Genomic DNA, 21,316 nt, shown 5'->3' with positions numbered 1-21,316 from the left:
TTCTTATTCGTTGCCGGCCCTTATGAACAACACGTCTTTGGTGTGCGTCTCCGTAAGAGCATGACTTGACCTGCGGATGCCCGGAATCCAGAGCAATCTCCCCGCTGCATCGAACAGCAAAGGATAAAGCTCCCGCTTCAGCGGCGCAATTTTCTCATCAACGAACATATCTTGCACTTTTTTTGAACCATTTAATCCTAAAACCTGAATTCTGTCCCCCGGCCGCCGATTTCGAACGACAAGCGGATACGATAACTCCGAAGCATCGAATATAGCCTCGTAGCGCGACATCGGTTTGCGGCCCTCTAAAGCCGAAGTACGGACGATCTCGAATGTCCACCCGCATGGCTCCACCACAAGACCGGTTGTCCCCATGCCTACCTCGTACATATAGGCGCCCGTCTCGCTTGACGCAAGCTGCGTCTCGCTAATCCATCGCATCCTATCGTATTCTCGAGCACAGCGAATGCCCGCTCCGGCATCGATCCGCCAGGTTGCAGGGGCATGAGCGGAAGCGGCAAGCCTCATCGTCTCAATCTGCTCGAAGGATATCTTTTCCGTTTCCTTAGAAAGATAACTTAATATTAGTTTAATCAATCTCCTTTGTAAAGCGACGTGGAGACCGTGCAAATCGTTGCAGCTAATCGCGCATTCATTGGGGGATAACGTAACGAGCTGCGCAAATAACGCTTCGGTTTGTTTCTCCATCCACTCGTCCTCCGCTCCCGCTACTTCGGCAAGCCGTTGAAGCGATTGGGACAGCTGCGGGTTATGCTTGGACAGATACGGTAAAATATCTAGCCGAATAATATTTCGGAAATAATGGCGTTCCTTGTTGCTGCTGTCCGTGCAGTAAGGAATATGATAGTCCTCGCAGTAACGCAGAAGGTCTGACTTGTTCATACGAAGCAGCGGGCGAATAAGTTCCACGTTTTTTTCTCTTCTTTTGCTAAGCATTCCAGCGAGCCCAGTTAAGCCCGTTCCGCGGATCAAACGCATAAGGACCGTTTCGGCTTGGTCATCCGCGTGATGGGCAAGCGCAATCTTCGAGGCGCCGTAGCGCGCCGAAACTTCATGCAGAAAAGCGTAACGCTTCTCGCGGGAAGCAGCCTGACCGTTCATGCGCGTCTCCTCTATATAGGCCGGCATGTCGAGCGTGACCGTCTCGCAAATCACCCCAAGCTGCTCCGCGTAAGCCCGAACGACCATCAGCTCATGCGCGGATTCCTCTACCCGGAACCCGTGGTTCACATGAGCCGCTATAACAGTTAAACGGTTTTCCTTCGATAAAACAGATAGCATATGTAAAAGCGCCATTGAATCCGGTCCGCCGGATACCGCCACTACGATACAGTCGCCGGCAGACCAAAGCCTGCGCTCCACGGCCGCCTTCTCAAGTTCGTTTCGCAGATTCATAGGTAGTTCCTCACCTTCATTTCCCGTTCCCTGCCCCTGCTGCTACAGCACATTACGCAGCAGCCAATATGCCGATGTTCCGAGCAATACGGCAGAAGCAACCGCGAGACCCTTCAGCCACCTTGGCGTCGAAGAGGCTCTGTGCGTATCTCGCCGATGCATTAATAATCGCCAAGCCGCAGCCGCATCGCCTGCATCCGTAAATTGCCCGGCAAAAGCCTTCCGCAGCCAGCTTGAAACCGGCTTTAAAGCCGGACTCGATTCGACTAATTGCATAAGCTCGATTGCAGATCGGTTTTGCGGCAAAAGCTCAGCTATTAGCTGATGCAGGCGCTTTGGTTCATGCAGCTGTATGCAGAGCATGGCAAAGGAAAAGAGATCGTATCTCGGATCGGCCGACCGCGAGCCTTCGTTCCAGTAGCCGCGATCATAGATTTCAGTGAATTGGCGAATGCTCTTGCCCAACGCCGTCACCCCGCCATAATCAACAAGCTCAACATATCCATAGTCGGCTACCAGCACATTCTCAACCTTCAAATCGCCAAATACCCAGCCTGCTTGATGCAGCTTGTCCAGCTTGCCCAGTAGATTCAAGCCAACCAGCGGAAACCATTCCGTTCCCTGCTGCTTCAAGTACTCATTCACCTTGGCACCAAGCACATAGCGCATAACATAAAAAGGATATTCCTTCCCGTCCGGGCCATACAAATCATCGACGTCAAAGAGATAGGACTCTTGCACGCGCTGCTTCTGCTTCGCGATAGACTGCAATACATTGATTTCGGATTGAAGATCAAGCGCATCCATTCCAAGCTTCATCGCATACCAGTTGCGGTCGCGCTGTACGAGATATACTTTACCGTTTGCGCCCTCTCCAAGCAACCTTTCCACCCGGTACCGCCCTTGCCTCCACTTTCCGTTCACTACCATGCCCCGGCGAAGATCAACCTTAAACGACGTAGTCACTCATCATCCCATCCGTTTCATCTCTGCTCTGTCTACCATAAGCTCCCTTGCGATAAAAATCAACAATCTGCATAATCGCAGGGCCGGTTGGCGTCGTTCCACCCATTTGCAGTTTCGGGAAAATGGCATGCACGCCGTTCAGGTGAGTCGTCCAGTCTAAATCCATCACGCAATCATCGCCATGCCTCGAACCCGGAAAATGAAAGACCGAAATCTCGCTTTTCCCTTGCCTTGCTTGAAGGCTGAGCATCAAATCACGTATAGCTTCCTCCACCGCCGCAAGCTTCGGCTTCATGCTGGCGCTCGCATCAATGAGCAGCGCCACCTGCAGGCTTGACGTTTCCCCAAGCTCATCAATCACGCGCACCACATCGCCGCGCTTCTCCGGCGGCAGCGCCTCAATCGATCCATTTCCAAGGACATGCTTCAGTTCCTTCTGCACGGCCAGTTGAATTGTCTGCACGACAGTCTTGCGTGTCATCATCTGTACGGTCTGCGACAGCTGGCGCATATTGACCATCCTGCTTAACCCGCCGCCCGCACGCGCAATTTCATCGATTTCCGCGGCGCCCAGCTCTCCTACGTCGCCATGATCCAATACGCCAACCACATTAACCGAAATGCCATCCGACTGCGCATGCGCGGCAGCAACCACCGGACTGAGCCCGACATTGGAGCAGCCATCCGTAATCAACAATATTTGTTTCATAATCGTTTACCCTCCTAAAGTGTTTGAGAATCAAACACAGCTTCGTAAGCATAGGCTTTGTGTTTGAGAATCAAACACAGCTTCGTAAGCGCAGGCTTCGCCCAAGCCTTCCTATTAGCTTTGCCTTTTTTAAGAGGGTTAAACAGCTAGTCTAGCAAAAAAGAAACATAATCACCGTTATGCCTGCTTTCATCTATCCGGTACCTGCATTATGTAAGACCAACATTTTTATATCATTCTCTGCTCTAGCATTATGTACGCTTTACAATTTATCGAGCCGTTTCACACCCTCCATAGTGAGGTAATTAGAAATAAATAGAAATCTTTTTGTGCTCATAATCAAAAAGAAGCCCCATGACCGCCAGCCGCAACTCAGCCGACAGACAAAAGGGCTACAGCCTAACCTCCAAGCGATTGAATCAAACGCCAGCTCACCGTTCTGACGTTCACTCTGCATGGCTTTAAAAATAGTATCAGCTCACCGTCCTTGGACGCTCCATACGTGTTACCCCAGGGAAGCGGAACGAAGCCCACTCCGGCAAATGCTTATCAATCCGCGCAACTACTACCGTCATATCGTCAATAATCTCTCCATTATGGTGGCGTACCACCTTCTCGAGCAGCGCGTCCGCCATTTCCTGAGGATCTTCCGTCTCCAGCTCGTTAATAATACGCTTCATCCAGAGCTCCTTATTAACCGCAAGCCCTGGCGCATCGTAAATGCCGTCGCTCATCATGACAAGGGTGTCGCCCGATTGCATTTGCATAGTTACAAAGTCGACGTCGATATCCTGAAGAATGCCGATAGGTAAGTTATTAGCAGTGATTGGAATAACCTCATTTCCTCGTTTAATAAAGCTTGGAGTAGAGCCTATTTTCATAAACGTCGTTTGCGCCGTATACAAATCCACGATCGCTAAATCGACGGTAGCAAATACTTCATCGGATGAACGCAATAAGAGCACGGAATTTACTGATTTCACTGCCAGCTTCTCATCCATGCCGGACTGCAGCAGCTGCTGGAGAATCGATAACGCCGCACTGCTTTCCTGCCGCGCGCGCTCGCCATTTCCCATGCCGTCGCTGATTGCGACCGCAAACTTTCCGTTTCCAAGCTCAACCATGCTAAAGCTGTCCCCTGACAGCAGATCTCCTCCCTTGGCGGCGCCCGCAATTCCGGTTTCTACCTCATATTGCTTCGCCGAGCCAAAAGCCACCAGCGTCGGCTCACCGCTTCTCGTTGGGGGAAACTCGGATTTTACTGCGATATGCTCACCCAAGATATCGCTTAACAGCGGCGCAATAATTTTCCGGCATTCGTCGTAGCCTGGTCCAAACGAATGATATACCTCTATATCCACATTCCCCTCCTCTAAGCTCACAATATCAATACCCTGTACGGATAACCCCAGTCCTTCCACCGCCTCTCGTATTTGCTCCTCTTGTAAATGCAGCGTCTGCCCCTCCCGTTTAATTTCTTTTGCCAAATCCTCCATGACCTGCGACACGCCTTGCAGTTGATCCGCCACAAGTTGGCGAGAGTCGTATATTTGTTTCTTCCAGTGCATATTATTTTGGTATAGCTCGTATTGCTGGCTCATGTCTACAAGCACCTGCGACGATTTGACGCAATGCGCAGACCAGGCTTTCGGTATTTCTTTGCCAGACGGAACTCGTTTCTCCTCCACGACCGTCATCATATCCGTCATCATTTTGTACGTATGAAAGAACTTGTCCTCCCAGCAAGCGTTTTGCCTATGGCAGCTGGAACAGCTGCGCTCAGCAACCGCATTCATAAAGTGGCCGATCTCTTCCTCCTTATTTATGGTCGTTACACTGTTATTGAGCTGCCCGAAGCTGCGGGACAACTGTTGAAACACCTCCGAATATTGGGATACGCGATCCGCCGTCACCTCCCGGACTCTCTTCGCATAGTCATGCTGCGACTTCGCATGCTCATTCGTTCCTGGCACGTACCGGGAGATCGTACGAATCATGCTGCGCGGTGTCAGCATAAGCAGCGTCGCGGCCGCTACCGATTCCCAAGTCGAGCTCATAACATCGGCCTGGCTCCCTACATATATGGATAAAATCGACGTCCCAAGCAACATTCCGAATGCCGCTGCCATTTTGCCGCCGTCACGCAGCAAGCCAGCGAGCAATCCCGCAAAAGCGAGTAAGCTCATTTGAACGACTGCACCAAAGTCAGCCAAGCTTAGAATGAGTCCTGCAACAACACCGACCGAAGCGCCTAACGGTGCGCCGCCTGCGAGCGCAAAGAGCAGCAGCATATAACGAGACATCACATGTTCAGCCGAGAGCCCATAGAACACCCAGCCGACTGCCCCTGTCATGACAGAAGCGAGCAAGATCATCAAACATATAATTTCTTCGTTTTTGAGCGACGCGGATTTTTTGGTCATCGTAAGCACGGGAATCGCTTGAATGAAAACCAAAGTAAGCACAAATCCGAGCGCGGCCTCCACCACAACGAGCATGAAATTGTACCAGCTTAGCTCGTCCCCGATAAACACGCTAAACATCTGTACGAGCAGCGTTGACGCAAATACCAGAATCGGCGCCGACGACAGCTCTGCCCTCTCGTACGCCTCCAGTCCCTTCAGGAACAGGAACAGCACCGCAATCTCCATGGCGATCCACATGGGTGCCGGGTCAGCGGCAAGCCAGCTGCCTGCTACCAGGGATACGGCCACCCAAGGATATATATCCCTTCTCATAAAGTAAATAACGGCAAAATAAGCAATGGCAAACGGCATTAGCGATTCAAGGATAACCGCTCTTCCTAATAAGAAAGCTACACCCACTAGTAAAAATGTCCACTTTTTGGCCAAAATGACCTGAATGAACCGGCGCGCTGCCGCCCATTCCCGCCCTTTCTGCATCATCGTCTGAGCCAATCCAGTCCGTTTCATACCGGGAAGCACAACCGTGTTCTCCTTTTCCATGAGCAGACACCACCATTTCCGAATGTAATGTGTTTTTCATTATAGGAGGTTGTCCGCATGAAGTTTGTCAGTTAACGTAACACGCACAAAAATTTTTTCCGACAAAAATAAATGGCGCTTTCACCTCTGTCAGCATGCCGTCAAACTTATGCCCCGTATAGGTTTGACGTGCATAACGCGTAGGCGCTTCGTATATAACCGACAACAAATTATGTGCTGCATTCCTTTCATATGATGGCGAATCGACGTTGTAATGTGTCGGGAATGAAGGAGGATGAGAGAAAAGTATTTTTATCCGGCCGCTGCCCGGCTTATATACGACAATGACCGTGCCAAAGCATTGAAAACACAGCCATTCACGTGCATATACAGACTTTAGGTCCTGCTTCGACAGCATTTGGTAAGCGCTTTCTAAAATATTTGCCCACAGCCATACCGCAGAACGCAAAAAAAGCAGAACCGGTTAGGTTCTGCTCCATGTATAGGTTTATGACAATCCAGCTTATACCCGCTTGGCACCGCGTCCGCCGCGTTTGCCCTCCGTATTCTTCTTCAAAGAGGAGATGCGCTCTTCGCTGTCTTTCAGGAACCGTGACACTTTATCCTCGAATGACGGTTTACCGTATGCCGGTCTGCCAGCCGATTGCTTGTTGAAGGGACGTCCGCCGCCACCGCCGCCGCCACCGCGGTTGAAACGTTCGCCACCACCACCACTACCGCCAGTGCTTCCACCGCCGCCTCCGCTATGACGCTCGCGTTGTTGTGGCGCTGGTTGGCCTTCTGGCCGGTCAATGGCTTGCTTAATGGAAAGCCCGATCTTTCCGTCTTTGTCCACGTTGATCACTTTTACTTTCACGACATCGTCGATTTTCAGGTGATCCTTCACGTCTTTGACGTAATTATCAGCAATTTCCGAAATGTGAACAAGACCCGTGACACCTCCCGACAAGTCGACAAATGCCCCAAAATGCGTAATGCCTGTCACTTTTCCTTCTAACTTAGCGCCCACTTCAATTGCCATAAAATAAAATGTTCCTCCCTAAAAGTTATGCGAAGCAAAACTGAATTCATAAGCATATGCTAAAAGTTTTGCGAAAACGCTATTAACGTGATTATAACCGAACCGTTCAAGTAAGGTCAACAGACGTTCACCCGATTTGAAGCCCTATTTAATCACTGAAAATCTGTTGCGCGCCCTTCTTAACCATGCCCTGCTCTTTCGTTGCTAGCTGTTCGATATATTCTGGGTCGTTTAACCGTTCAATTTGACGTTTGAGCTCTTCGGTTTCTTTGGAAGAAGCATCAATCTGCCCTTGGATTGTAGTTAGCTTTACGCCGGTAGCGTCCTTCTGCTGCATTTGGCCGAAGATCGTATACGCCGCCCAACCCATAAATAGCACGATGAACATCATCCAAAGTTTAAACCGGCGTTTTGTGCCAGCATTCCCTGGCGCCTTATTATCAACTGCTGCTGCCATGAGCGGTGTTACCTCCTAAACCATTTGCTCCACAATCGAGCGATTAGTTGTCCCATTTTGCTGAACCTCTCGGCCGCTTGCCATTCGGATAGATAAAGAGATAACCCGCGCCCAAGCGGGCGAGTTACTGGTCTTACCATCCAAACAAACAATTTCCAAAATGGACGCACTAATTGTATCACAATTTTTAATATGAAAATAGTGAGCGCGGACCCAAATGCAAAAATAACTAGAACCATTTTGTAGAGTAAAAGCAAAGGCTTCACGATCAGGATGTCCAGGCATCGGAGTACGAAGGAAATTAGCTTCCTCACCGCTCCAATCAGCCATTTGACGGCTGCGATGACCATTCTGCTAAACAAAAAATAATAGATTACGATGCCAATAGCCAGTCCGATAAAAACGTACGCCCGCACCTCGCCGTTGTTGCTGGCGTACAACACCCGAAAGACGACTAGCGCCGCCGCCATCCAGTAGATGACGTCAAGCACGGGAAGCCACCAGCGCGGGAACTTGAGCTCATTCGTCACGACCCGATAGCCGTCGAATACCGTTCCCATGCCGAGGCCCGACAGCAGCATGACTGCCATCGTTAACCACTGCATGCTGAGCGTCACTTAAACAGCTTCCCGAACAGCCCTTTTGATTTTGAAGAGGTATTATTGCCGTCCATATAGGCGAGCGAATGGACAAGCCCCTCAATTGCGACCATTCCTTGTTCAAGGCTAAGATGCTTCATATGCAAATTTTGGCCCTTTACCGCCAGGTAGCCAAGCTCTGTCTCGAGTAGAAACTCCTCGCTGTCGAAGCTCTCCACGTTCACGACTCCGGTAAGCTCCAGCAGCTTTCGATTTAGCATTTTGACTTCCTGGCGCTTCTGCCCCTTGCCTTGGTCAACCATAGACTCGTCCTCCGCTTCGTTAACATGTCTAGGCGCAACGGCTATCGCCGGCCTGCGGCGGCGCAGCATTCGTTTCGCTATTAATATAAGGGGCGATAAGCGATAAGCTTCTCCTGCCTTATATTTTAAGACTAGCTTATGGGGCGGGGACGAGATTTAGAACTATTCTGCTTGATCCATAGGTTCCAGGGACTGCTCTTTCATTTCCGTCTTCACCTGCAGAAAAACTAATAGCAGCACGATCGCAATCAGCTGAATGAGCCAATCAAAGCATATATCAAACAGCGCAGCCGTTATCCAGGATTCATTCGCAAGGAAAGAGAATAACGCGATCAGAATGGCAAAAAGCACTGCAAACGCAGCGTAACCTCCTAGCGCATACAAGACGAATTTAAAGTAACGCCTGCGCGCCAGCTCCCGGCATACCGTCAGCGGGTTGATCCTCGACGTATCCATAACCGAAACAACGACCGGCAGGAGCATGAGCCAAACCGCGAACAACAAGCCCGGAACTACAAACATCACAATTCCGGCGGCAATCACGGCGCCATTCAAAAAGCTGTACACGATCATTCGCGGCCATTTGCGCAAACCCCAAAGAAGGGATGCTTGGATACCGGCACTTTCTCCCGACATCCGGCCAAGAATAAAGTGAATGACCATTGGCGTTATAGCGCTCAGAAACAATAAATAAACCAGGCTATCCATCCGGCTGCCCGGTAAAAAGATTTCACTGTCCGACGGTTCAAAAAAATAGTAATTTTTGATTATCTCGACCGGAACAGCCATTATGGCTGCGATAAACAGAATAGGCAGCGCGTTTTTTAAGAAGAGAGCAACCGCATGCTTGAGCAAAGAAAAACCCTTCCGCCGATAATCGGGAACAGGGAGTTGCAGATGATTCATCGCTTAATCCTCCGAATAAATAAACCAAATTCATGATAATGAAACAATGAAATTCAAAAAAAGCTGTTTACTGGCCTTATGCCATACAAAAAGGCCGCCTACAAGTTTTTATGCTTGTAAGCAGCCTCGTTGTCATTGCTATTTTTCCCAGTCGAGCGTATTCTCGCGCTGGCGTTGTTCTTCTTTCACCAAGGTATACAGCTCTCCGGCTTCATCCTTACGGGTCGTCTCCGCAATTCGCTCAACGCGTACGGTTACGATTTTTTGACCGTATTGGATTTGGAGCTCATCACCGACTTTGACGGCGCTGCTGGCTTTCGCTTCGCGGCCGTTGATCCATACGCGTCCTTGCTCGGAAACATCCTTCGCAACGGTACGGCGTTTGATCAGCCGGGATACCTTAAGAAATTTATCTAATCGCATAAATTATTGGATAGCTTCTTTCAACTTGTTGCCTGCTTTGAATGCAGGAACTTTTGCTTCCGAGATTTCGATTGGAGCGCCTGTTTGCGGGTTGCGGCCCGTGCGTCCAGCACGTTTGCGAGTTTCGAAAGTACCGAAGCCGATCAATTGTACTTTGTCGCCGCCTGCAAGTGCATCTGTAACTTCGCCCAAGAAGCCGTTAAGTACTGCTTCTACGTCACGTTTAGTCAAACCGCTTTTTTCTGCAATGTTGTTGATCAAGTCTGTTTTGTTCATTATAAAATCCTCCTAATTGTTTACCGTTATTTGTGGTCGACGCTGAAAGCGCCGCCGTTGCTTCAAATTCTTACTCTCACGAAGAATACTTATTCTGCCTACTAGCAATTAAATCCTGCCGCTATTTGAAATTTTTTTGCGATTGGTGCGGAATAAAGGCGATTCATGACGAAATGAAAACAATTATTGACGCTTAGCCTCTTCCCACCAACGATCCATTTCTGTTAAATCAGTCTGGTCAAATTGCTTGCCGCTTATACGAAGCTGCTCCTCAATATACGCAAATCTATTGCGAAATTTTTTGTTCGTACGCGAAAGCGCCTCTTCCGGATCGGCATGGATGAAGCGAGAGGCATTGACAACCGCAAACAGCAAATCGCCAAGCTCGGAGGCCTGCTCCTCTTCGGACTGTGAAGCAATCGCTTCGCGAAGCTCTGCGAGCTCCTCTTCAATCTTGTTAAGCACCGGATCAAGCTCGTCCCAATCAAAACCTACCTTGGCTGCTTTTTTCTGAAGCTTATAAGCTTTCATCAGGGCTGGCAGATCAGGCGGAATACCATCAAGCACTGATGTTCGGCTCACATCAGTCCCTTTCATCCGTTTCTCCTCGGCCTTCATTTGTTCCCAATTGACCAGCGCCTCTTGTGAATTGCTGGCGCCCAGCTCTCCAAATACATGCGGATGGCGGAAAATAAGCTTCTCGTTAAGTGATTGTATCACATCATAGACCGAAAATGCGCCTGTCTCTTCTTCCATTTGGCTGTGAAGCATCACTTGAAGGATAACATCTCCAAATTCTTCCTGCATGCCGTCGGGATCATCGTTGTCGATCGCTTCGAGCGCTTCATACAGCTCCTCGATAAAATTTTTGCGAATCGACTGATGCGTTTGCTCACGATCCCACGGACAGCCCTCGGGACTGCGCAGGATGGATACAATCTCATGCAGACGCTCGAAGGAGCGATTGCGAAGCGCCGCGTCATCCGAACGCGGCACCCAAATGAGCGACAAGTTGCCGTAGCCCGGCGTACGGTCAAGCTCATAAAGCGGAACGCGAAGGATCTGCTGTTCGGACTCCACGCCCAGTGCATGTCCGACAACTACTTCGTAATCGTCGGGATATCGCTCCATCAACGCGAGCTTTACATCGGATGCCGTGTAAGTATCGTATACTTGGCCGATTAGCGTATGTAACTGCGGCTGCAGGAGAGAAGGCTGCAGCTCCGCCGCATCAAGCAGCGCAAAGCCTTCAATGGGATCAATGCCCAAACTGACGAACGCTTGATCCAGAAAGCTCTCGCCCCCGATAATTTGCAGCGAAATGCCCGCTTCCGGGCACTGCTCGCGCAGCAGCTGAACCGTGCGCTCGGCCACCATCGGGTGGCCGGGCACCGCGTAAACGACAACCGGGCTCTCTCCGGCAGTCATGCTTTTGGCTTCGGCGACCAATGTATCCGCAATGGCCTTGTACACATCGGGGAATGAATCATGCTGTTCGTATAACGCGTCGAATGAGGTATAGGCAATGCCGTTTTCATTCAGCAAAGATAGGGCGGGATGCTGCGCGGTGCGAACAAAAACGCGCTCTGCCGCCTGCAGTCTGCGCCATACGCCCAGCGTCAATTGATCCGGATCGCCTGAGCCGAGCCCGACAACGGTAAGGTGTGGAGTTGCCATCCTTCTTTAGCCTCCTTGGAATGATAGGTTTGATAGTCATGTCGGAGTCGAAGCCGCTTGGAGCCGGCCCCTCGCAAAAATAGGATGCCGAGCGCCGAATGACGATTATTTTCTGTACATGCGATACGTTTCATTTCATCATGACAAATATTACTTTATATAGCGGCGCCCCGCAACGTCCTCTGCAGGGCTAGCCCTCATCCCGCGCCCGCGGCATAATCCGCCAGCGCTGCAGCCGGGCGGCAAGCATGCCGCCGCCCGGCAACGCGCGCAATTCGCGCGCGCTTAAAGCGCCGCCGCGCAAGGCCGCGGCGCCGAAGGCGCAAGCGCCGACGGCTACGCACGTCAGCGCAAGCGCAGCTGCTGCCGCCCGAGGCGGCAGCCCGCCCAGCGCTGCGCCCAGCGCCCGCTCGGCGACAGCTAGCGCCGCGGCCATGACCGCGAGCGCAAGGCCCGTGCCTGCGGCGGCGTTTCCGAGCAGCGGCCGGCGTCTTTTCACCCCCGCGCTCCGCCGCTCTTTCCAGCTGCCGGCGAGCGATGCTCCCGCTTCGGCCGCTTTATAGCGGACCGCGACCGTTCCGAGCAACGCAGCCGCCGTTAAGGCCGCAATACCCGCGATTGCTGCGCCTTCAATGCCGTATAAAGGCACCAGTACGGCATTCAATACACCTTTTAGCAGCGCTGCTGCAAGCAGCAGCAGAGCGGGAATACGCACCGCGCCAAGCCCCTGAAGCACAGGCGCCGTTATGGCATTCACGCAGCCGGCAAGCGCGGTGCAGCCAACGAGCGCAAAAGCATAGGTACCCGTCGAATCCTCGTAAAGCATAATATTAAGCGGTCCTGCCAGCATAGCTAGGCCAATTGCGGCCGCCGCACCGATCGCCCACGCCGCCCTTTCGACAAACGCAAGCTGCATCCGCAGCTGCCCGTATGCTCCCCGCATTCTTGCGAGAGCCAGGCCCGGGACGAGCGCAGCCGCCGCGGCGCCGGCAACCATGACAACCAGCTGTACCAGCGGCTGTGCCCGGCTGTATATTCCGAATAATGCCAAGGAACCGTCTTCCGACGCTCCCCCGTCCTGTAGCAGCCTCGGAACCATAAAAGCATCCACAACGCCAAGAACGGGAACCACCACCGCTCCAAGCGCGACGGGCAGCGCAATCGCCGCAAGCTTTTTCATCTCTTCCCGCAGCATGCCTGCCTTAGATGAAAGCCGTCCTCTTCTGCGCCCCCGCCATAAATAAAAGGCAAGAACCGCAAGGGACGCGCATGCGCCGAAGGCCGATCCGCTCATGACGCCGGCCGCAACCGTAGATTCGCCCCAGCCGGCGGACCAGCCCAGAGCAAGAACAAGGAGCATGACGGCCACGCGGATCATCTGCTCCGCAACCTGCGATGCAGCCGATAATCCCATTCTTCCAAGCCCCTGCGTATAGCCTCTTAATGCGGCAACAAACGGGGCCAATAACAGCGCGAACGACACGGAGCGTATGGCGCCTGCGGTCTCGGAATCGCCGATCCATCCGGCTGCCCGGTCCGCCCCGGACCACATGAAGCCAAAAGCCGCAATGCCCGTTATGCCAAGCAGCAACAGCGCAGCGTATAAGGTTCGCCTTACGCCCTCCGGATCATCTCCCTTGCGCAGCCTTTCGGCAATGAGCAGCGATACGGCCGTTGGCAGGCCTGCGGTTGCGAGCACGGCAGCCAGCTGATAAAACGGATATACCGCATTGTATATGCCAAACACGCGGTCTCCCGCCAGGTTTTGCAGCGGGATTTTTTGAAAAACGCCGATAAGCTTAGATAATAATGCCGCGCCTGCCATTAACACGACGCCGCTTGTCATCAGCCGCTTCGAGCTGCGGGCAACCCGAACACGGCTCTCGGCAAGCGAATCCACCGTTTTCACCGTCTCCGCTGAATGGCCTCTTTCCCCCGGCTCACGGTTCATTCCCCACACTCCTGCCTATCCCTTGATTGATATTGGTATCTATTATACCTCACAATCGCAAACGTTGAAAAAGCTTCCCCAATCGAGATTTCTCTCGATCAAAGAAGCTGTCATTTTCCTTTTTCATGCTTTTTCATGCTTTTTCAAGCATCTGTCTAGCTTTTTTAAAGCATAGCCAGCGCATAATGCTCTTCTACTGCTCCATCTGCTTAGCCAAAAAGCCCGCAGCCGTCTCCGCCATTTTCGTTTCCATATTCGCCATTTTCACGGATTCGTCCTTGCTAAGCAGTACGACCGTACCGATCGGATCACCGCCCGCGATGATCGGCGCAATAACGAAGGAGCTGTAAGTTTCCTGCGTATCCTTCACGATCTCGAAAGCCCCGCCGTTTGCTTCGGCCTGCGTTTTGCGGTTTTCCATGCAGCTCTCCAGCACGGAGCCCACTTGTTTATCCAACAGTTCTTTCTTAGAGGCACCTGCGACAGCGATTATGGTATCCCGGTCCGTGATCAATGTAATGTGGTTCGTGCCCTCAAATAGGGACTCTGCATATTCTTTCGCAAAGTCGCCAAGCTCGCCGATAGGAGAATATTTTTTCAAAATAACTTCGCCATCACGGTCTACAAATATTTCTAGAGGGTCACCCTCGCGAATACGCAGTGTACGGCGGATCTCCTTCGGAATCACCACACGCCCGAGATCATCGATGCGACGTACAATTCCAGTTGCTTTCATTTCTTGTTGCCCCGCTTTCCTAGAGGATTTTGAATCGACTGGATTTTTGCAGCTTGTTTATAACGAAGAAGAAACTTCCTTCAAGAGATTTTGAATCTGACCATAGTATTCATCCGCTCCCAAATTCTTATGCACGGATTACAGTTCCAGCCAAACGTTCCATCTCTTTTTGAAAAGGCCGCCGAATCGTTCACTAAGCCTCCGCGTTTCCGCTTCCTTATTATCCTTTTTCAGCATTCCCCATTTCTCCCTTATGCTTGCATGCGGCGAAGATTCATTTCCATCCTCGCTTCCCGTTCAGCGTTTTGGCCCTTTAAACAGAAAACACCCTGCCGCTCCGGTAAGAGCTGCAGGATGTCTAAAAAACATGGCGATTACAATGATGCCGAGCACCCTTAGAAAACGTTGTTGTTTCATCATCATTATCCCTCCTATATTTCATTGCTAAGGATTCCGCCAAGCAGAAATCGATGATATGGCGTTAGTGCTTAAGAAGCTGTGCCAGCTCCCGTTTCAGGGAAAGAAAATCAGGATGCTCGCGAACCTCCGTCGTGCGCCCTTCCGGAAGCTCTACGCGGAATTCCTTCAAAATCCGTCCAGGGCCCGCTCCCATAACGACAATCCGCTGCGATAAGAAAATTGCCTCGTCAATATCATGCGTAATGAAGAGAACCGTTGTCTTTTCCTTCTCCCATACCTCCAGCAGCATCTCTTGCATTTCAAGCTTCGTCTGCGCGTCAAGCGCGCCGAACGGTTCATCCATCAAGAGCACCTTCGGCCGGTTAGCCAGCGCACGCGCGATGGCAACCCTTTGCTTCATGCCGCCCGAGAGCTGCTTTGGGTAAGCTTTATCGAAGGATTCAAGCCGAATGACCTTCAAAAAATAGTTCGAAATTTTCCGCCGCTCCAAAATAGGCACGCCCTTAAGCTTCAGCCCGTATTCAATATTCTCGCGCACGGTTAACCACGGAAACAAAGTATAGCCTTGAAACACCATGCCCCGGTCAGCCCCCGGCCCGATAATATCCTCCCCGTCTACCTGGAGCGATCCGCCGCTTGGCTCATCCAGGCCTGCCACCATGCGAAGCAGCGTCGACTTGCCGCAGCCGGAAGGCCCCACGATCGTAAGGAATTCATTTTGGCCGATGGTCAGGTCGATGCCCTGAAGCGCCTCAAACCGGCTTTTTTTCGACTCGTATACCTTCTGCAATCCCTCAATTTTTATCGTTCCGTTTGTCGATTCAGCTTCCAGCATAGGATCACTCCCAACGTTTTTTTAAAATATGAAAAGCCCGGGAGAGAATCTCCCAGGCTTTTATCCTTCCGTGTTATACAGCCCGGGAGTCAGCAAAGCATCCGCGTTCCATACGCCATCTCTCGGACCAGATCTTAAACGCATTGACACGCACCCTCATTTGCGAGGCACGGCAAACGGTTCAAACGGAACCCTAGACGGCTTTTTTGCTCTCACGGTGAACTGCTTGTGAAAGCCGATATTCAATTGTGATGAAACCTAACGTTAATTCGTAGTATAGTGCGAAACGTCCGTTTTTGTCAATTGTTATGTTAGATTTTATTACATTAAATCCATTCATATCGCTTAAAAAGTAAAAAAAGCGGCCATCGACTAAAGCCGACAACCGCCTGCAACTATTCACGCTATTTACGCCATCGGAATAATGCTATTCCTCTTCTTTGTTAGGCCGTTTCAGCCTGCCTGCCTTGCCCAGCGCTTCTCTCAGCAAAAATTCAATGTGCCCATTGACGCTCCGAAATTCATCTGCTGCCCATTGCTCAAGCGCACGATGAAGATCAGGATCCAATCGAAGCGGAAATGCTTTCTTTTCCTTTGCCATATTAATCAGCCTCTAGCCGTACAGCGTTCCTGTATTAATAACAGGAGTAGCGGCACGATCGGACACGATCGATACCATTAAATTGTTCACCATCGCCGCCCGGCGCTCATCGTCTAGGCTGATCCCGTTCTCTTCAAGCTGGCGAAGCGCCATATCCACCATGCCAACCGCGCCCTCCACGATTTTCGAGCGCGCGGCCACGATTGCAATCGCCTGCTGCCGCTGAAGCATCGCACTGGCAATTTCCTGCGCATAGGCCAAATGCGTCAGACGCGTCTCAAGCACCTTAACCCCCGCAACCGCTAGACGGTTCTGCAGCTCACGGTTAAGCTCGGCCGCTACCTCATCGGCATTTCCCCTTAGCGATACAGCCGCATCATCGGAAAAGGTATCATACGGATATTGCGCCGCAATATGCCTGACCGCTGTCTCGCTCTGTATTTCAACAAACCGCTCATAGTTATCGACATCATAGCTTGCTCTTGCCGTATCCATGACCTTAAACACAACAACCGCCCCGATTTCAACGGGATTCCCTTCGGCATCATTTACCTTCAGCGTCTGGCTGTTAAAATTGCGAACTTTCAGCGAAATGTTCGTTTTGTTCGTTAGCGGCAGCACCATCCAGAGGCCGCTCTCAAGCACGGAGCCCATATACGTTCCGAAAAACGTGACAACCTTCGCCTCATTAGGCTGTACGATCATAAGAGAGGACATACAGATTGCGGCTAAAAGCACTAAAAAGATGCCCGCACCGATCCCAAACGGCGACACACTGTCTTTGGATGCCTCGTAAATGATCAAAAACGCGCCGCCGGCAGCCGCCGCCAAAGAAAATAACAGCGCTAAATACCCGCTTACGTACCAAGCCTTCTTTTCGTTCATTGCATTTCGCCCCTTCGCCTGCAAGTAATTTATATTATTATGATATAAAAATGATATCACTTTTTACAATAATAAGCAATTGCAGTTTTACCCAGTGAATATAAAAATAATGGGCGGAGGAAAACCTCGTAAGCTATAGAATTCCATACCTAAGACTTAATACCGAAAAACAATTGATCCTGACACTAATGTCAGCGTTTATACTCATCCTAGACCATTCCATTTATCCGGGGGCTCGCTATGAAAATCGGTGAATTATCGCATTTGACGGGTGTTAGCGTCCGTTCCTTGCGTCATTACGAGAAAAAAGGCTTAATCGCTTCCGTGCGTCTCCCTAACGGCTACCGCGACTACTCCCCGCTCACAACCGAGACAGTGGACACGATAAAGCTCTATTTGAATCTCGGCTTAACCACGGAACAAATTGCGGCATTCCTTACCTGTGTGCTCAAGAACAAAGAGGCATTCTGCGCCGAGGTTTTACCGGTTTACCGCAAGAAATTAGCCGACATTGAACATCAGCTCAAGCAATTGGATCAAATTAAAACGAATTTAATCGATCGGATCAACTCCCTCCAGCAGGAGGAGCAGGTCAAGAACGAATAGAACGATTTAAATACCGAAACAGCAAAAAAAGCGCCTTCTCTTAGGGGGCGCTTTTACATTAGTAACAACTGCTTTGCTATACGGTCAAATATTTACGGATCACTTCATCGTCAAGCGACTCTAAGCCACCCTCCCATGCAATGGCACCCTTCTCCAGCACATAGAAGTAATCGCCAACGCTCTTCACAAAATCAAGGCTCTGCTCCACCAGCAGGATTGCGGCCTTGCCTTCAGCTTTAATCGAACGAATAACATCGCGTATATCGTCTACGATAGAGGGCTGGATGCCTTCGCAAGGCTCATCCAGCAGCAGAACCTCCGGCTTCGATGCAAGCGCTCTTGCGAATGCAAGCTGCTGCTGCTGCCCGCCGCTCAGATCTCCCCCCCGGCGCGTATACATGGCCTGCAGCACAGGAAACTTCGCAATCGCCTCCTCCGGCACGGCAGACAGCTTTGCCCGCGAAGCCTCCAGTCCCAGCAGCAAATTCTCATACACCGAAAGCTGCGCAAATATTTCCCTTCCTTGCGGTACGTAGCCAATTCCGCTCTTTGCCCGCAGCCCGGGCGCCTTCTTCGTCAAGTCAGCGCCATTGTAGGAGACAGAGCCTTCGCGCGCCTTCAGCAGCCCCATAATGCTTTTCATCAGCGTCGTCTTGCCGACCCCGTTACGTCCCAGCAGACAGACAACCTGCCCCTGCTTCACCTTTAGAGAGACATCCCGCAATATGATACTTTCGCCATAACCGGCTTCAAGCTGTTGAACGGCTAACATCGGCATCCCGCCTTTTCCCCAAATACACTTCCGCTACGCGGTCATCCCGCTGAATCTCATCCATCGAGCCTTCCTTCAGCAACTTCCCTTCATGCATGACCGTGACCTTGCTTGCAAAATTCCGAACAAACTCCATATCATGCTCCACAACAACGATTGAACGCTTGAGGGCAATCTGATGGAGCAGCTCGCCCGTCTTATCCGTTTCTTTATCCGTCATCCCCGCGACCGGTTCATCCAGCAGCAAAATTTCAGGCTCTTGCAGCAGCATCATACCGATCTCCAGCCACTGCTTCTCGCCGTGCGACAAACCGCCTGCCCGCCATTCCGCTTTCTTTTGCAAGCCGATCATGGTAAGCTGCGCATCGATTTTCGCACGCTCCTCCTCCGCCATCTTGGCGAAAAGAGTAGCAAAAACGCTGCGTTTCTGTCGCATCGCAATCTCTAAATTCTCAGCCACCGTCATGGACGGAAATATGGAAGGCGCCTGGAACTTGCGTCCAATGCCCAGCTCCGCTATTTGATGCTCCTTCTTTTTCGTTATATCGATCCTGCCGAAGGTCACGCGCCCCCCGGTCGGCCTTACTTTTCCGCAAATCACATCCAGAATCGTCGTTTTGCCCGCTCCGTTCGGACCAATAAGAAACCGAAGTTCACCCTTCTCCAGCTTCAGGTTCATCCCTTGCACCGCCTTAAAGCCGTCGAACTCAACCGTCACGTCATCACACAGCAGGATTGCGGACTCCTTCATGGTTCGGCTCCCTCCTCTTTTTGCGTAATTTCAATTGGCTAACCAAACCCGCCACACCCTTCGGCATGAAGACAACGACGACGACAAACAGCAAGCCCATGAAGAAAAGCCAGCCCTGCGGATACGCCGTACTGAACTCGCTTTTTGCCCAGTTCATCAAAATGGCGCCCAGCGCAGCTCCGACAAGCGTCCCGCGCCCGCCAATGGCTACCCAGAGAACCATCTCGATCGACGGCACGATACCCAGCATCGACGGTGAGATAATGCCGACATGGAGTACAAACAACATACCTGCAACACCTGCGATGCCCGCCGAAATCGTAAACACGACCATTTGATAGACAGCCGGGTTATAGCCGATAAAGCGCACTCGGTTTTCCCCGTCACGAATGGCGCGCAGCACCTTGCCAAAGCGGCTGCCGATCACATACCGGCAAAATACGAAAATCGCTATGAGAGCGACAACCGTGATGTAATACAAAGCGCGTTTTGTTTCCGGAGCGCCTATCGCGTGTCCGAGCACGGTCGAGTAGCCCGTAATTCCGTTCGTTCCGCCCGTGAAAGCTTGTTGACCGATCAGAAGCGTTGTCGTGATAATAACGAGCGCTTGCGTCAGAATCGTAAAATAAACGCCGCGAATCCGGTTGCGGAAGGTGAAATAGCCAAGAACCAGCGCAAGCAACGCGGGTATCGCAATCCCCATTGACGCCGCGAACCAGAAGCTTTGGAACGGCTGCCAAAATAGGGGCAGCTCCTTCAAGCCGCTCCAGCCCATGAAATCAGGCGGCTTCCCTCCGCTGGCTTCCAGCTTCAAATACATGGCCATGGCATAGGCGCCGAGCCCAAAGAAAATCCCGTGCCCTAAGCTTAATATGCCGGTATAGCCCCATATAAGATCAAGCCCCAGCGCCACGATGGCAAAGGCTAGAAATTTTGCGAGCAAATTAAGCCGAAAATCGCTTACGAAAAGCGGAGCAGAGAATAACGCCGCGGCAGCGGCAGCATAGCCGATTAATATCCATATACGCTGCGGCGTGAATTTTTGCAATCGCATGAGGGTCCCACCTTTCTTATCTAATCCAGAGAACGCGTACGCATGGCTACTAGCCCCATAGGCTTCCATTGCAGGAATGCGACGATACAGACAAACACGAGCACCTTGCCAAGCGAAGCATTCGTCCAATACTCAAACAAAGTATTGAACATGCCGATGCCCGTTGCCCCGAGCACGGTTCCGACAAGCTTACCGACTCCGCCGAGCACAACCACCATAAAGGCATCAACGATATAATAAGTGCCAAGCGACGGTCCTATCGGACCAAGCAGCGTCAGCGCACAGCCGGCAATGCCGGCAATGCCGGAACCGATAGCAAAGGTCATTGCGTCCACGCGGCGCGTCGATACCCCCAAACATGAGGCCATGTCGCGGTTTTGCATAACCGCCCGCATTCTTCTTCCCTCATGGCTGCGGTAAATATAGAAGTACATCGCCACCAAACAAGCTATAACAAGAGCGATAATAAATATCCGTTTGTAAGGAAGCAGAGTGCCATCCATAATTTTCAATCCGCCATTGAGCCAAGCAGGGCTCGTCACCGCAACGTTTGGCGCACCGAAGATCGACCTAGCCAGCTGCTGCAGCACTAGTCCGACGCCCCAGGTTGCAAGCAGGCTATCGAGCGGACGACCATATAAGAAGCGAATAAGCGACATTTCTAAAATGAGTCCGAATAGAAAGGCAATGATAAAGCTAACCGGTACGGCCAGTACGAAATACCAATCAAACATCGATTTCGGCAAATAATCTTGAAATAGATTTTGCGTGAGGTACGTAGAGTACGCGCCAATCATAATGAGCTCGCCATGCGCCATATTGATGACCTTCATCAGCCCGAATGTAATGGCAAGCCCCAAGGCAACCAGCAATAAAATGGAGCTAATGCTTAAACCGTTAAAAAGCTGCAGCAGAAACACTTCCATATGACCGCTCCTTTCCAGCGTGAACCAATAAAACAGAAGGGAAGTATTCGAAGCGATCGAA

23 protein-coding genes are annotated in these 21,316 nt (G+C 51.3%); 1 reads left to right on the top strand and 22 read right to left on the bottom strand.

Annotation, left to right across the window (positions count from 1 at the left end; genetic code table 11):
- Positions 1–3: 3 nt before the first annotated feature.
- From tilS to ACN6MW_RS14280, 18 genes are all read right to left on the bottom strand, one after another.
- A complete protein-coding gene (tilS, locus tag ACN6MW_RS14365; RefSeq protein WP_419875981.1) occupies positions 4–1,416 on the bottom strand; it encodes a tRNA lysidine(34) synthetase TilS in 1,413 nt (470 codons plus the stop codon).
- A gap of 42 nt (positions 1,417–1,458) precedes the next feature.
- Positions 1,459–2,382, bottom strand: a complete 924-nt coding sequence (locus ACN6MW_RS14360) for a protein kinase domain-containing protein (protein ID WP_419875980.1) — start codon at positions 2,380–2,382, stop codon at positions 1,459–1,461.
- Complete coding sequence (locus ACN6MW_RS14355; RefSeq protein ID WP_419875979.1) at positions 2,366–3,091, bottom strand: hypothetical protein; 726 nt, start codon at positions 3,089–3,091, stop codon at positions 2,366–2,368. Before ACN6MW_RS14355 ends, ACN6MW_RS14360 begins: the two co-directional genes overlap by 17 nt.
- A 473-nt stretch (positions 3,092–3,564) precedes the next feature.
- A complete protein-coding gene (gene spoIIE / locus ACN6MW_RS14350; protein ID WP_419875978.1) occupies positions 3,565–6,057 on the bottom strand; it encodes a stage II sporulation protein E in 2,493 nt (830 codons plus the stop codon).
- Positions 6,058–6,559: 502 nt separating this feature from the next.
- Positions 6,560–7,078: a S1 domain-containing RNA-binding protein gene (locus tag ACN6MW_RS14345; RefSeq protein ID WP_076271298.1), complete on the bottom strand. Its 519-nt coding sequence runs from the start codon at positions 7,076–7,078 to the stop codon at positions 6,560–6,562.
- 148 nt (positions 7,079–7,226) lie between these two features.
- Positions 7,227–7,535, bottom strand: coding sequence for an FtsB family cell division protein (locus ACN6MW_RS14340; RefSeq protein WP_419875977.1), 309 nt, complete (start codon positions 7,533–7,535; stop codon positions 7,227–7,229).
- 8 nt (positions 7,536–7,543) lie between these two features.
- The gene (gene yabQ / locus ACN6MW_RS14335) at positions 7,544–8,152 is read right to left on the bottom strand and encodes a spore cortex biosynthesis protein YabQ (RefSeq protein WP_419875976.1); all 609 of its coding nucleotides are present in this window, start codon (positions 8,150–8,152) and stop codon (positions 7,544–7,546) included.
- Positions 8,149–8,436, bottom strand: coding sequence for a sporulation protein YabP (gene yabP, locus ACN6MW_RS14330; protein WP_419875975.1), 288 nt, complete (start codon positions 8,434–8,436; stop codon positions 8,149–8,151). The genes yabQ and yabP overlap by 4 nt, the downstream gene beginning before the upstream one ends.
- Positions 8,437–8,598: 162 nt before the next feature.
- Positions 8,599–9,342 (bottom strand): hypothetical protein, encoded by a 744-nt coding sequence (locus ACN6MW_RS14325; RefSeq protein WP_419875974.1) that lies wholly within the window; start codon positions 9,340–9,342, stop codon positions 8,599–8,601.
- Between the two features lie 138 nt (positions 9,343–9,480).
- Complete coding sequence (locus ACN6MW_RS14320) at positions 9,481–9,765, bottom strand: RNA-binding S4 domain-containing protein (RefSeq protein ID WP_364154720.1); 285 nt, start codon at positions 9,763–9,765, stop codon at positions 9,481–9,483.
- Positions 9,766–9,768: 3 nt separating this feature from the next.
- Positions 9,769–10,041, bottom strand: a complete 273-nt coding sequence (locus tag ACN6MW_RS14315) for an HU family DNA-binding protein (RefSeq protein ID WP_053373361.1) — start codon at positions 10,039–10,041, stop codon at positions 9,769–9,771.
- A gap of 183 nt (positions 10,042–10,224) precedes the next feature.
- A complete protein-coding gene (gene mazG / locus ACN6MW_RS14310) occupies positions 10,225–11,718 on the bottom strand; it encodes a nucleoside triphosphate pyrophosphohydrolase (RefSeq protein WP_419875973.1) in 1,494 nt (497 codons plus the stop codon).
- A 190-nt stretch (positions 11,719–11,908) separates the two neighbouring features.
- Positions 11,909–13,669, bottom strand: coding sequence for a polysaccharide biosynthesis protein (locus ACN6MW_RS14305; RefSeq protein WP_419875972.1), 1,761 nt, complete (start codon positions 13,667–13,669; stop codon positions 11,909–11,911).
- Between the two features lie 193 nt (positions 13,670–13,862).
- Entirely contained in the window at positions 13,863–14,405 is a 543-nt protein-coding gene (gene spoVT, locus ACN6MW_RS14300; RefSeq protein ID WP_308998593.1) for a stage V sporulation protein T, read from the bottom strand.
- A gap of 297 nt (positions 14,406–14,702) precedes the next feature.
- The gene (locus ACN6MW_RS14295; protein ID WP_419875971.1) at positions 14,703–14,828 is read right to left on the bottom strand and encodes a hypothetical protein; all 126 of its coding nucleotides are present in this window, start codon (positions 14,826–14,828) and stop codon (positions 14,703–14,705) included.
- 58 nt (positions 14,829–14,886) lie between these two features.
- The gene (locus ACN6MW_RS14290) at positions 14,887–15,660 is read right to left on the bottom strand and encodes an ABC transporter ATP-binding protein (protein ID WP_419875970.1); all 774 of its coding nucleotides are present in this window, start codon (positions 15,658–15,660) and stop codon (positions 14,887–14,889) included.
- A 427-nt stretch (positions 15,661–16,087) separates the two neighbouring features.
- The gene (locus ACN6MW_RS14285) at positions 16,088–16,261 is read right to left on the bottom strand and encodes a toxin-antitoxin system HicB family antitoxin (RefSeq protein WP_419875969.1); all 174 of its coding nucleotides are present in this window, start codon (positions 16,259–16,261) and stop codon (positions 16,088–16,090) included.
- A 12-nt stretch (positions 16,262–16,273) separates the two neighbouring features.
- Entirely contained in the window at positions 16,274–17,146 is an 873-nt protein-coding gene (locus tag ACN6MW_RS14280) for an SPFH domain-containing protein (protein WP_419875968.1), read from the bottom strand.
- Between the two features lie 240 nt (positions 17,147–17,386).
- Between ACN6MW_RS14280 and ACN6MW_RS14275 the strand changes: the two genes are divergently transcribed.
- Complete coding sequence (locus ACN6MW_RS14275; protein WP_419875967.1) at positions 17,387–17,752, top strand: MerR family transcriptional regulator; 366 nt, start codon at positions 17,387–17,389, stop codon at positions 17,750–17,752.
- Between the two features lie 76 nt (positions 17,753–17,828).
- Here the strand turns inward: ACN6MW_RS14275 and urtE are convergent, their stop codons facing one another.
- Genes urtE through urtB form a run of 4 tightly spaced genes read right to left on the bottom strand, consistent with a single transcriptional unit; the run spans position 17,829 to position 21,255 of the window.
- The gene (gene urtE / locus ACN6MW_RS14270) at positions 17,829–18,524 is read right to left on the bottom strand and encodes an urea ABC transporter ATP-binding subunit UrtE (RefSeq protein WP_419875966.1); all 696 of its coding nucleotides are present in this window, start codon (positions 18,522–18,524) and stop codon (positions 17,829–17,831) included.
- Entirely contained in the window at positions 18,502–19,275 is a 774-nt protein-coding gene (urtD, locus tag ACN6MW_RS14265; protein ID WP_419875965.1) for an urea ABC transporter ATP-binding protein UrtD, read from the bottom strand. The genes urtE and urtD overlap by 23 nt, the downstream gene beginning before the upstream one ends.
- A complete protein-coding gene (gene urtC / locus ACN6MW_RS14260) occupies positions 19,247–20,329 on the bottom strand; it encodes an urea ABC transporter permease subunit UrtC (RefSeq protein WP_419875964.1) in 1,083 nt (360 codons plus the stop codon). The genes urtD and urtC overlap by 29 nt, the downstream gene beginning before the upstream one ends.
- Positions 20,330–20,349: 20 nt before the next feature.
- Positions 20,350–21,255: an urea ABC transporter permease subunit UrtB gene (gene urtB, locus ACN6MW_RS14255; protein ID WP_419875963.1), complete on the bottom strand. Its 906-nt coding sequence runs from the start codon at positions 21,253–21,255 to the stop codon at positions 20,350–20,352.
- Positions 21,256–21,316 lie beyond the last annotated feature (61 nt).

It is taken from the genome of Pristimantibacillus sp. PTI5 (assembly GCF_048572955.1).
In the GTDB taxonomy this organism is placed as follows: Bacteria; Bacillota; Bacilli; order Paenibacillales; family Paenibacillaceae; genus Pristimantibacillus.
Note: the sequence above shows the minus strand (reverse complement) of the source record. Positions and strands in the feature narration are given on the sequence as shown.

What these genes read in the sequence shown, in the direction of transcription:
- tilS (WP_419875981.1), bottom strand. Translation starts at nt 1,416, where the DNA reads ATGAATCTGCGAAACGAACTTGAGAAGGCGGCCGTGGAGCGCAGGCTT.
- ACN6MW_RS14355 (WP_419875979.1), bottom strand. Translation starts at nt 3,091, where the DNA reads ATGAAACAAATATTGTTGATTACGGATGGCTGCTCCAATGTCGGGCTC.
- spoIIE (WP_419875978.1), bottom strand. Translation starts at nt 6,057, where the DNA reads ATGGAAAAGGAGAACACGGTTGTGCTTCCCGGTATGAAACGGACTGGA.
- ACN6MW_RS14345 (WP_076271298.1), bottom strand. Translation starts at nt 7,078, where the DNA reads ATGGCAATTGAAGTGGGCGCTAAGTTAGAAGGAAAAGTGACAGGCATT.
- ACN6MW_RS14340 (WP_419875977.1), bottom strand. Translation starts at nt 7,535, where the DNA reads ATGGCAGCAGCAGTTGATAATAAGGCGCCAGGGAATGCTGGCACAAAA.
- yabP (WP_419875975.1), bottom strand. Translation starts at nt 8,436, where the DNA reads ATGGTTGACCAAGGCAAGGGGCAGAAGCGCCAGGAAGTCAAAATGCTA.
- ACN6MW_RS14325 (WP_419875974.1), bottom strand. Translation starts at nt 9,342, where the DNA reads ATGAATCATCTGCAACTCCCTGTTCCCGATTATCGGCGGAAGGGTTTT.
- ACN6MW_RS14320 (WP_364154720.1), bottom strand. Translation starts at nt 9,765, where the DNA reads ATGCGATTAGATAAATTTCTTAAGGTATCCCGGCTGATCAAACGCCGT.
- ACN6MW_RS14315 (WP_053373361.1), bottom strand. Translation starts at nt 10,041, where the DNA reads ATGAACAAAACAGACTTGATCAACAACATTGCAGAAAAAAGCGGTTTG.
- mazG (WP_419875973.1), bottom strand. Translation starts at nt 11,718, where the DNA reads ATGGCAACTCCACACCTTACCGTTGTCGGGCTCGGCTCAGGCGATCCG.
- ACN6MW_RS14305 (WP_419875972.1), bottom strand. Translation starts at nt 13,669, where the DNA reads ATGAACCGTGAGCCGGGGGAAAGAGGCCATTCAGCGGAGACGGTGAAA.
- spoVT (WP_308998593.1), bottom strand. Translation starts at nt 14,405, where the DNA reads ATGAAAGCAACTGGAATTGTACGTCGCATCGATGATCTCGGGCGTGTG.
- ACN6MW_RS14295 (WP_419875971.1), bottom strand. Translation starts at nt 14,828, where the DNA reads ATGATGATGAAACAACAACGTTTTCTAAGGGTGCTCGGCATCATTGTA.
- ACN6MW_RS14290 (WP_419875970.1), bottom strand. Translation starts at nt 15,660, where the DNA reads ATGCTGGAAGCTGAATCGACAAACGGAACGATAAAAATTGAGGGATTG.
- ACN6MW_RS14285 (WP_419875969.1), bottom strand. Translation starts at nt 16,261, where the DNA reads ATGGCAAAGGAAAAGAAAGCATTTCCGCTTCGATTGGATCCTGATCTT.
- ACN6MW_RS14280 (WP_419875968.1), bottom strand. Translation starts at nt 17,146, where the DNA reads ATGAACGAAAAGAAGGCTTGGTACGTAAGCGGGTATTTAGCGCTGTTA.
- ACN6MW_RS14275 (WP_419875967.1), top strand. Translation starts at nt 17,387, where the DNA reads ATGAAAATCGGTGAATTATCGCATTTGACGGGTGTTAGCGTCCGTTCC.
- urtE (WP_419875966.1), bottom strand. Translation starts at nt 18,524, where the DNA reads ATGTTAGCCGTTCAACAGCTTGAAGCCGGTTATGGCGAAAGTATCATA.
- urtD (WP_419875965.1), bottom strand. Translation starts at nt 19,275, where the DNA reads ATGAAGGAGTCCGCAATCCTGCTGTGTGATGACGTGACGGTTGAGTTC.
- urtC (WP_419875964.1), bottom strand. Translation starts at nt 20,329, where the DNA reads ATGCGATTGCAAAAATTCACGCCGCAGCGTATATGGATATTAATCGGC.
- urtB (WP_419875963.1), bottom strand. Translation starts at nt 21,255, where the DNA reads ATGGAAGTGTTTCTGCTGCAGCTTTTTAACGGTTTAAGCATTAGCTCC.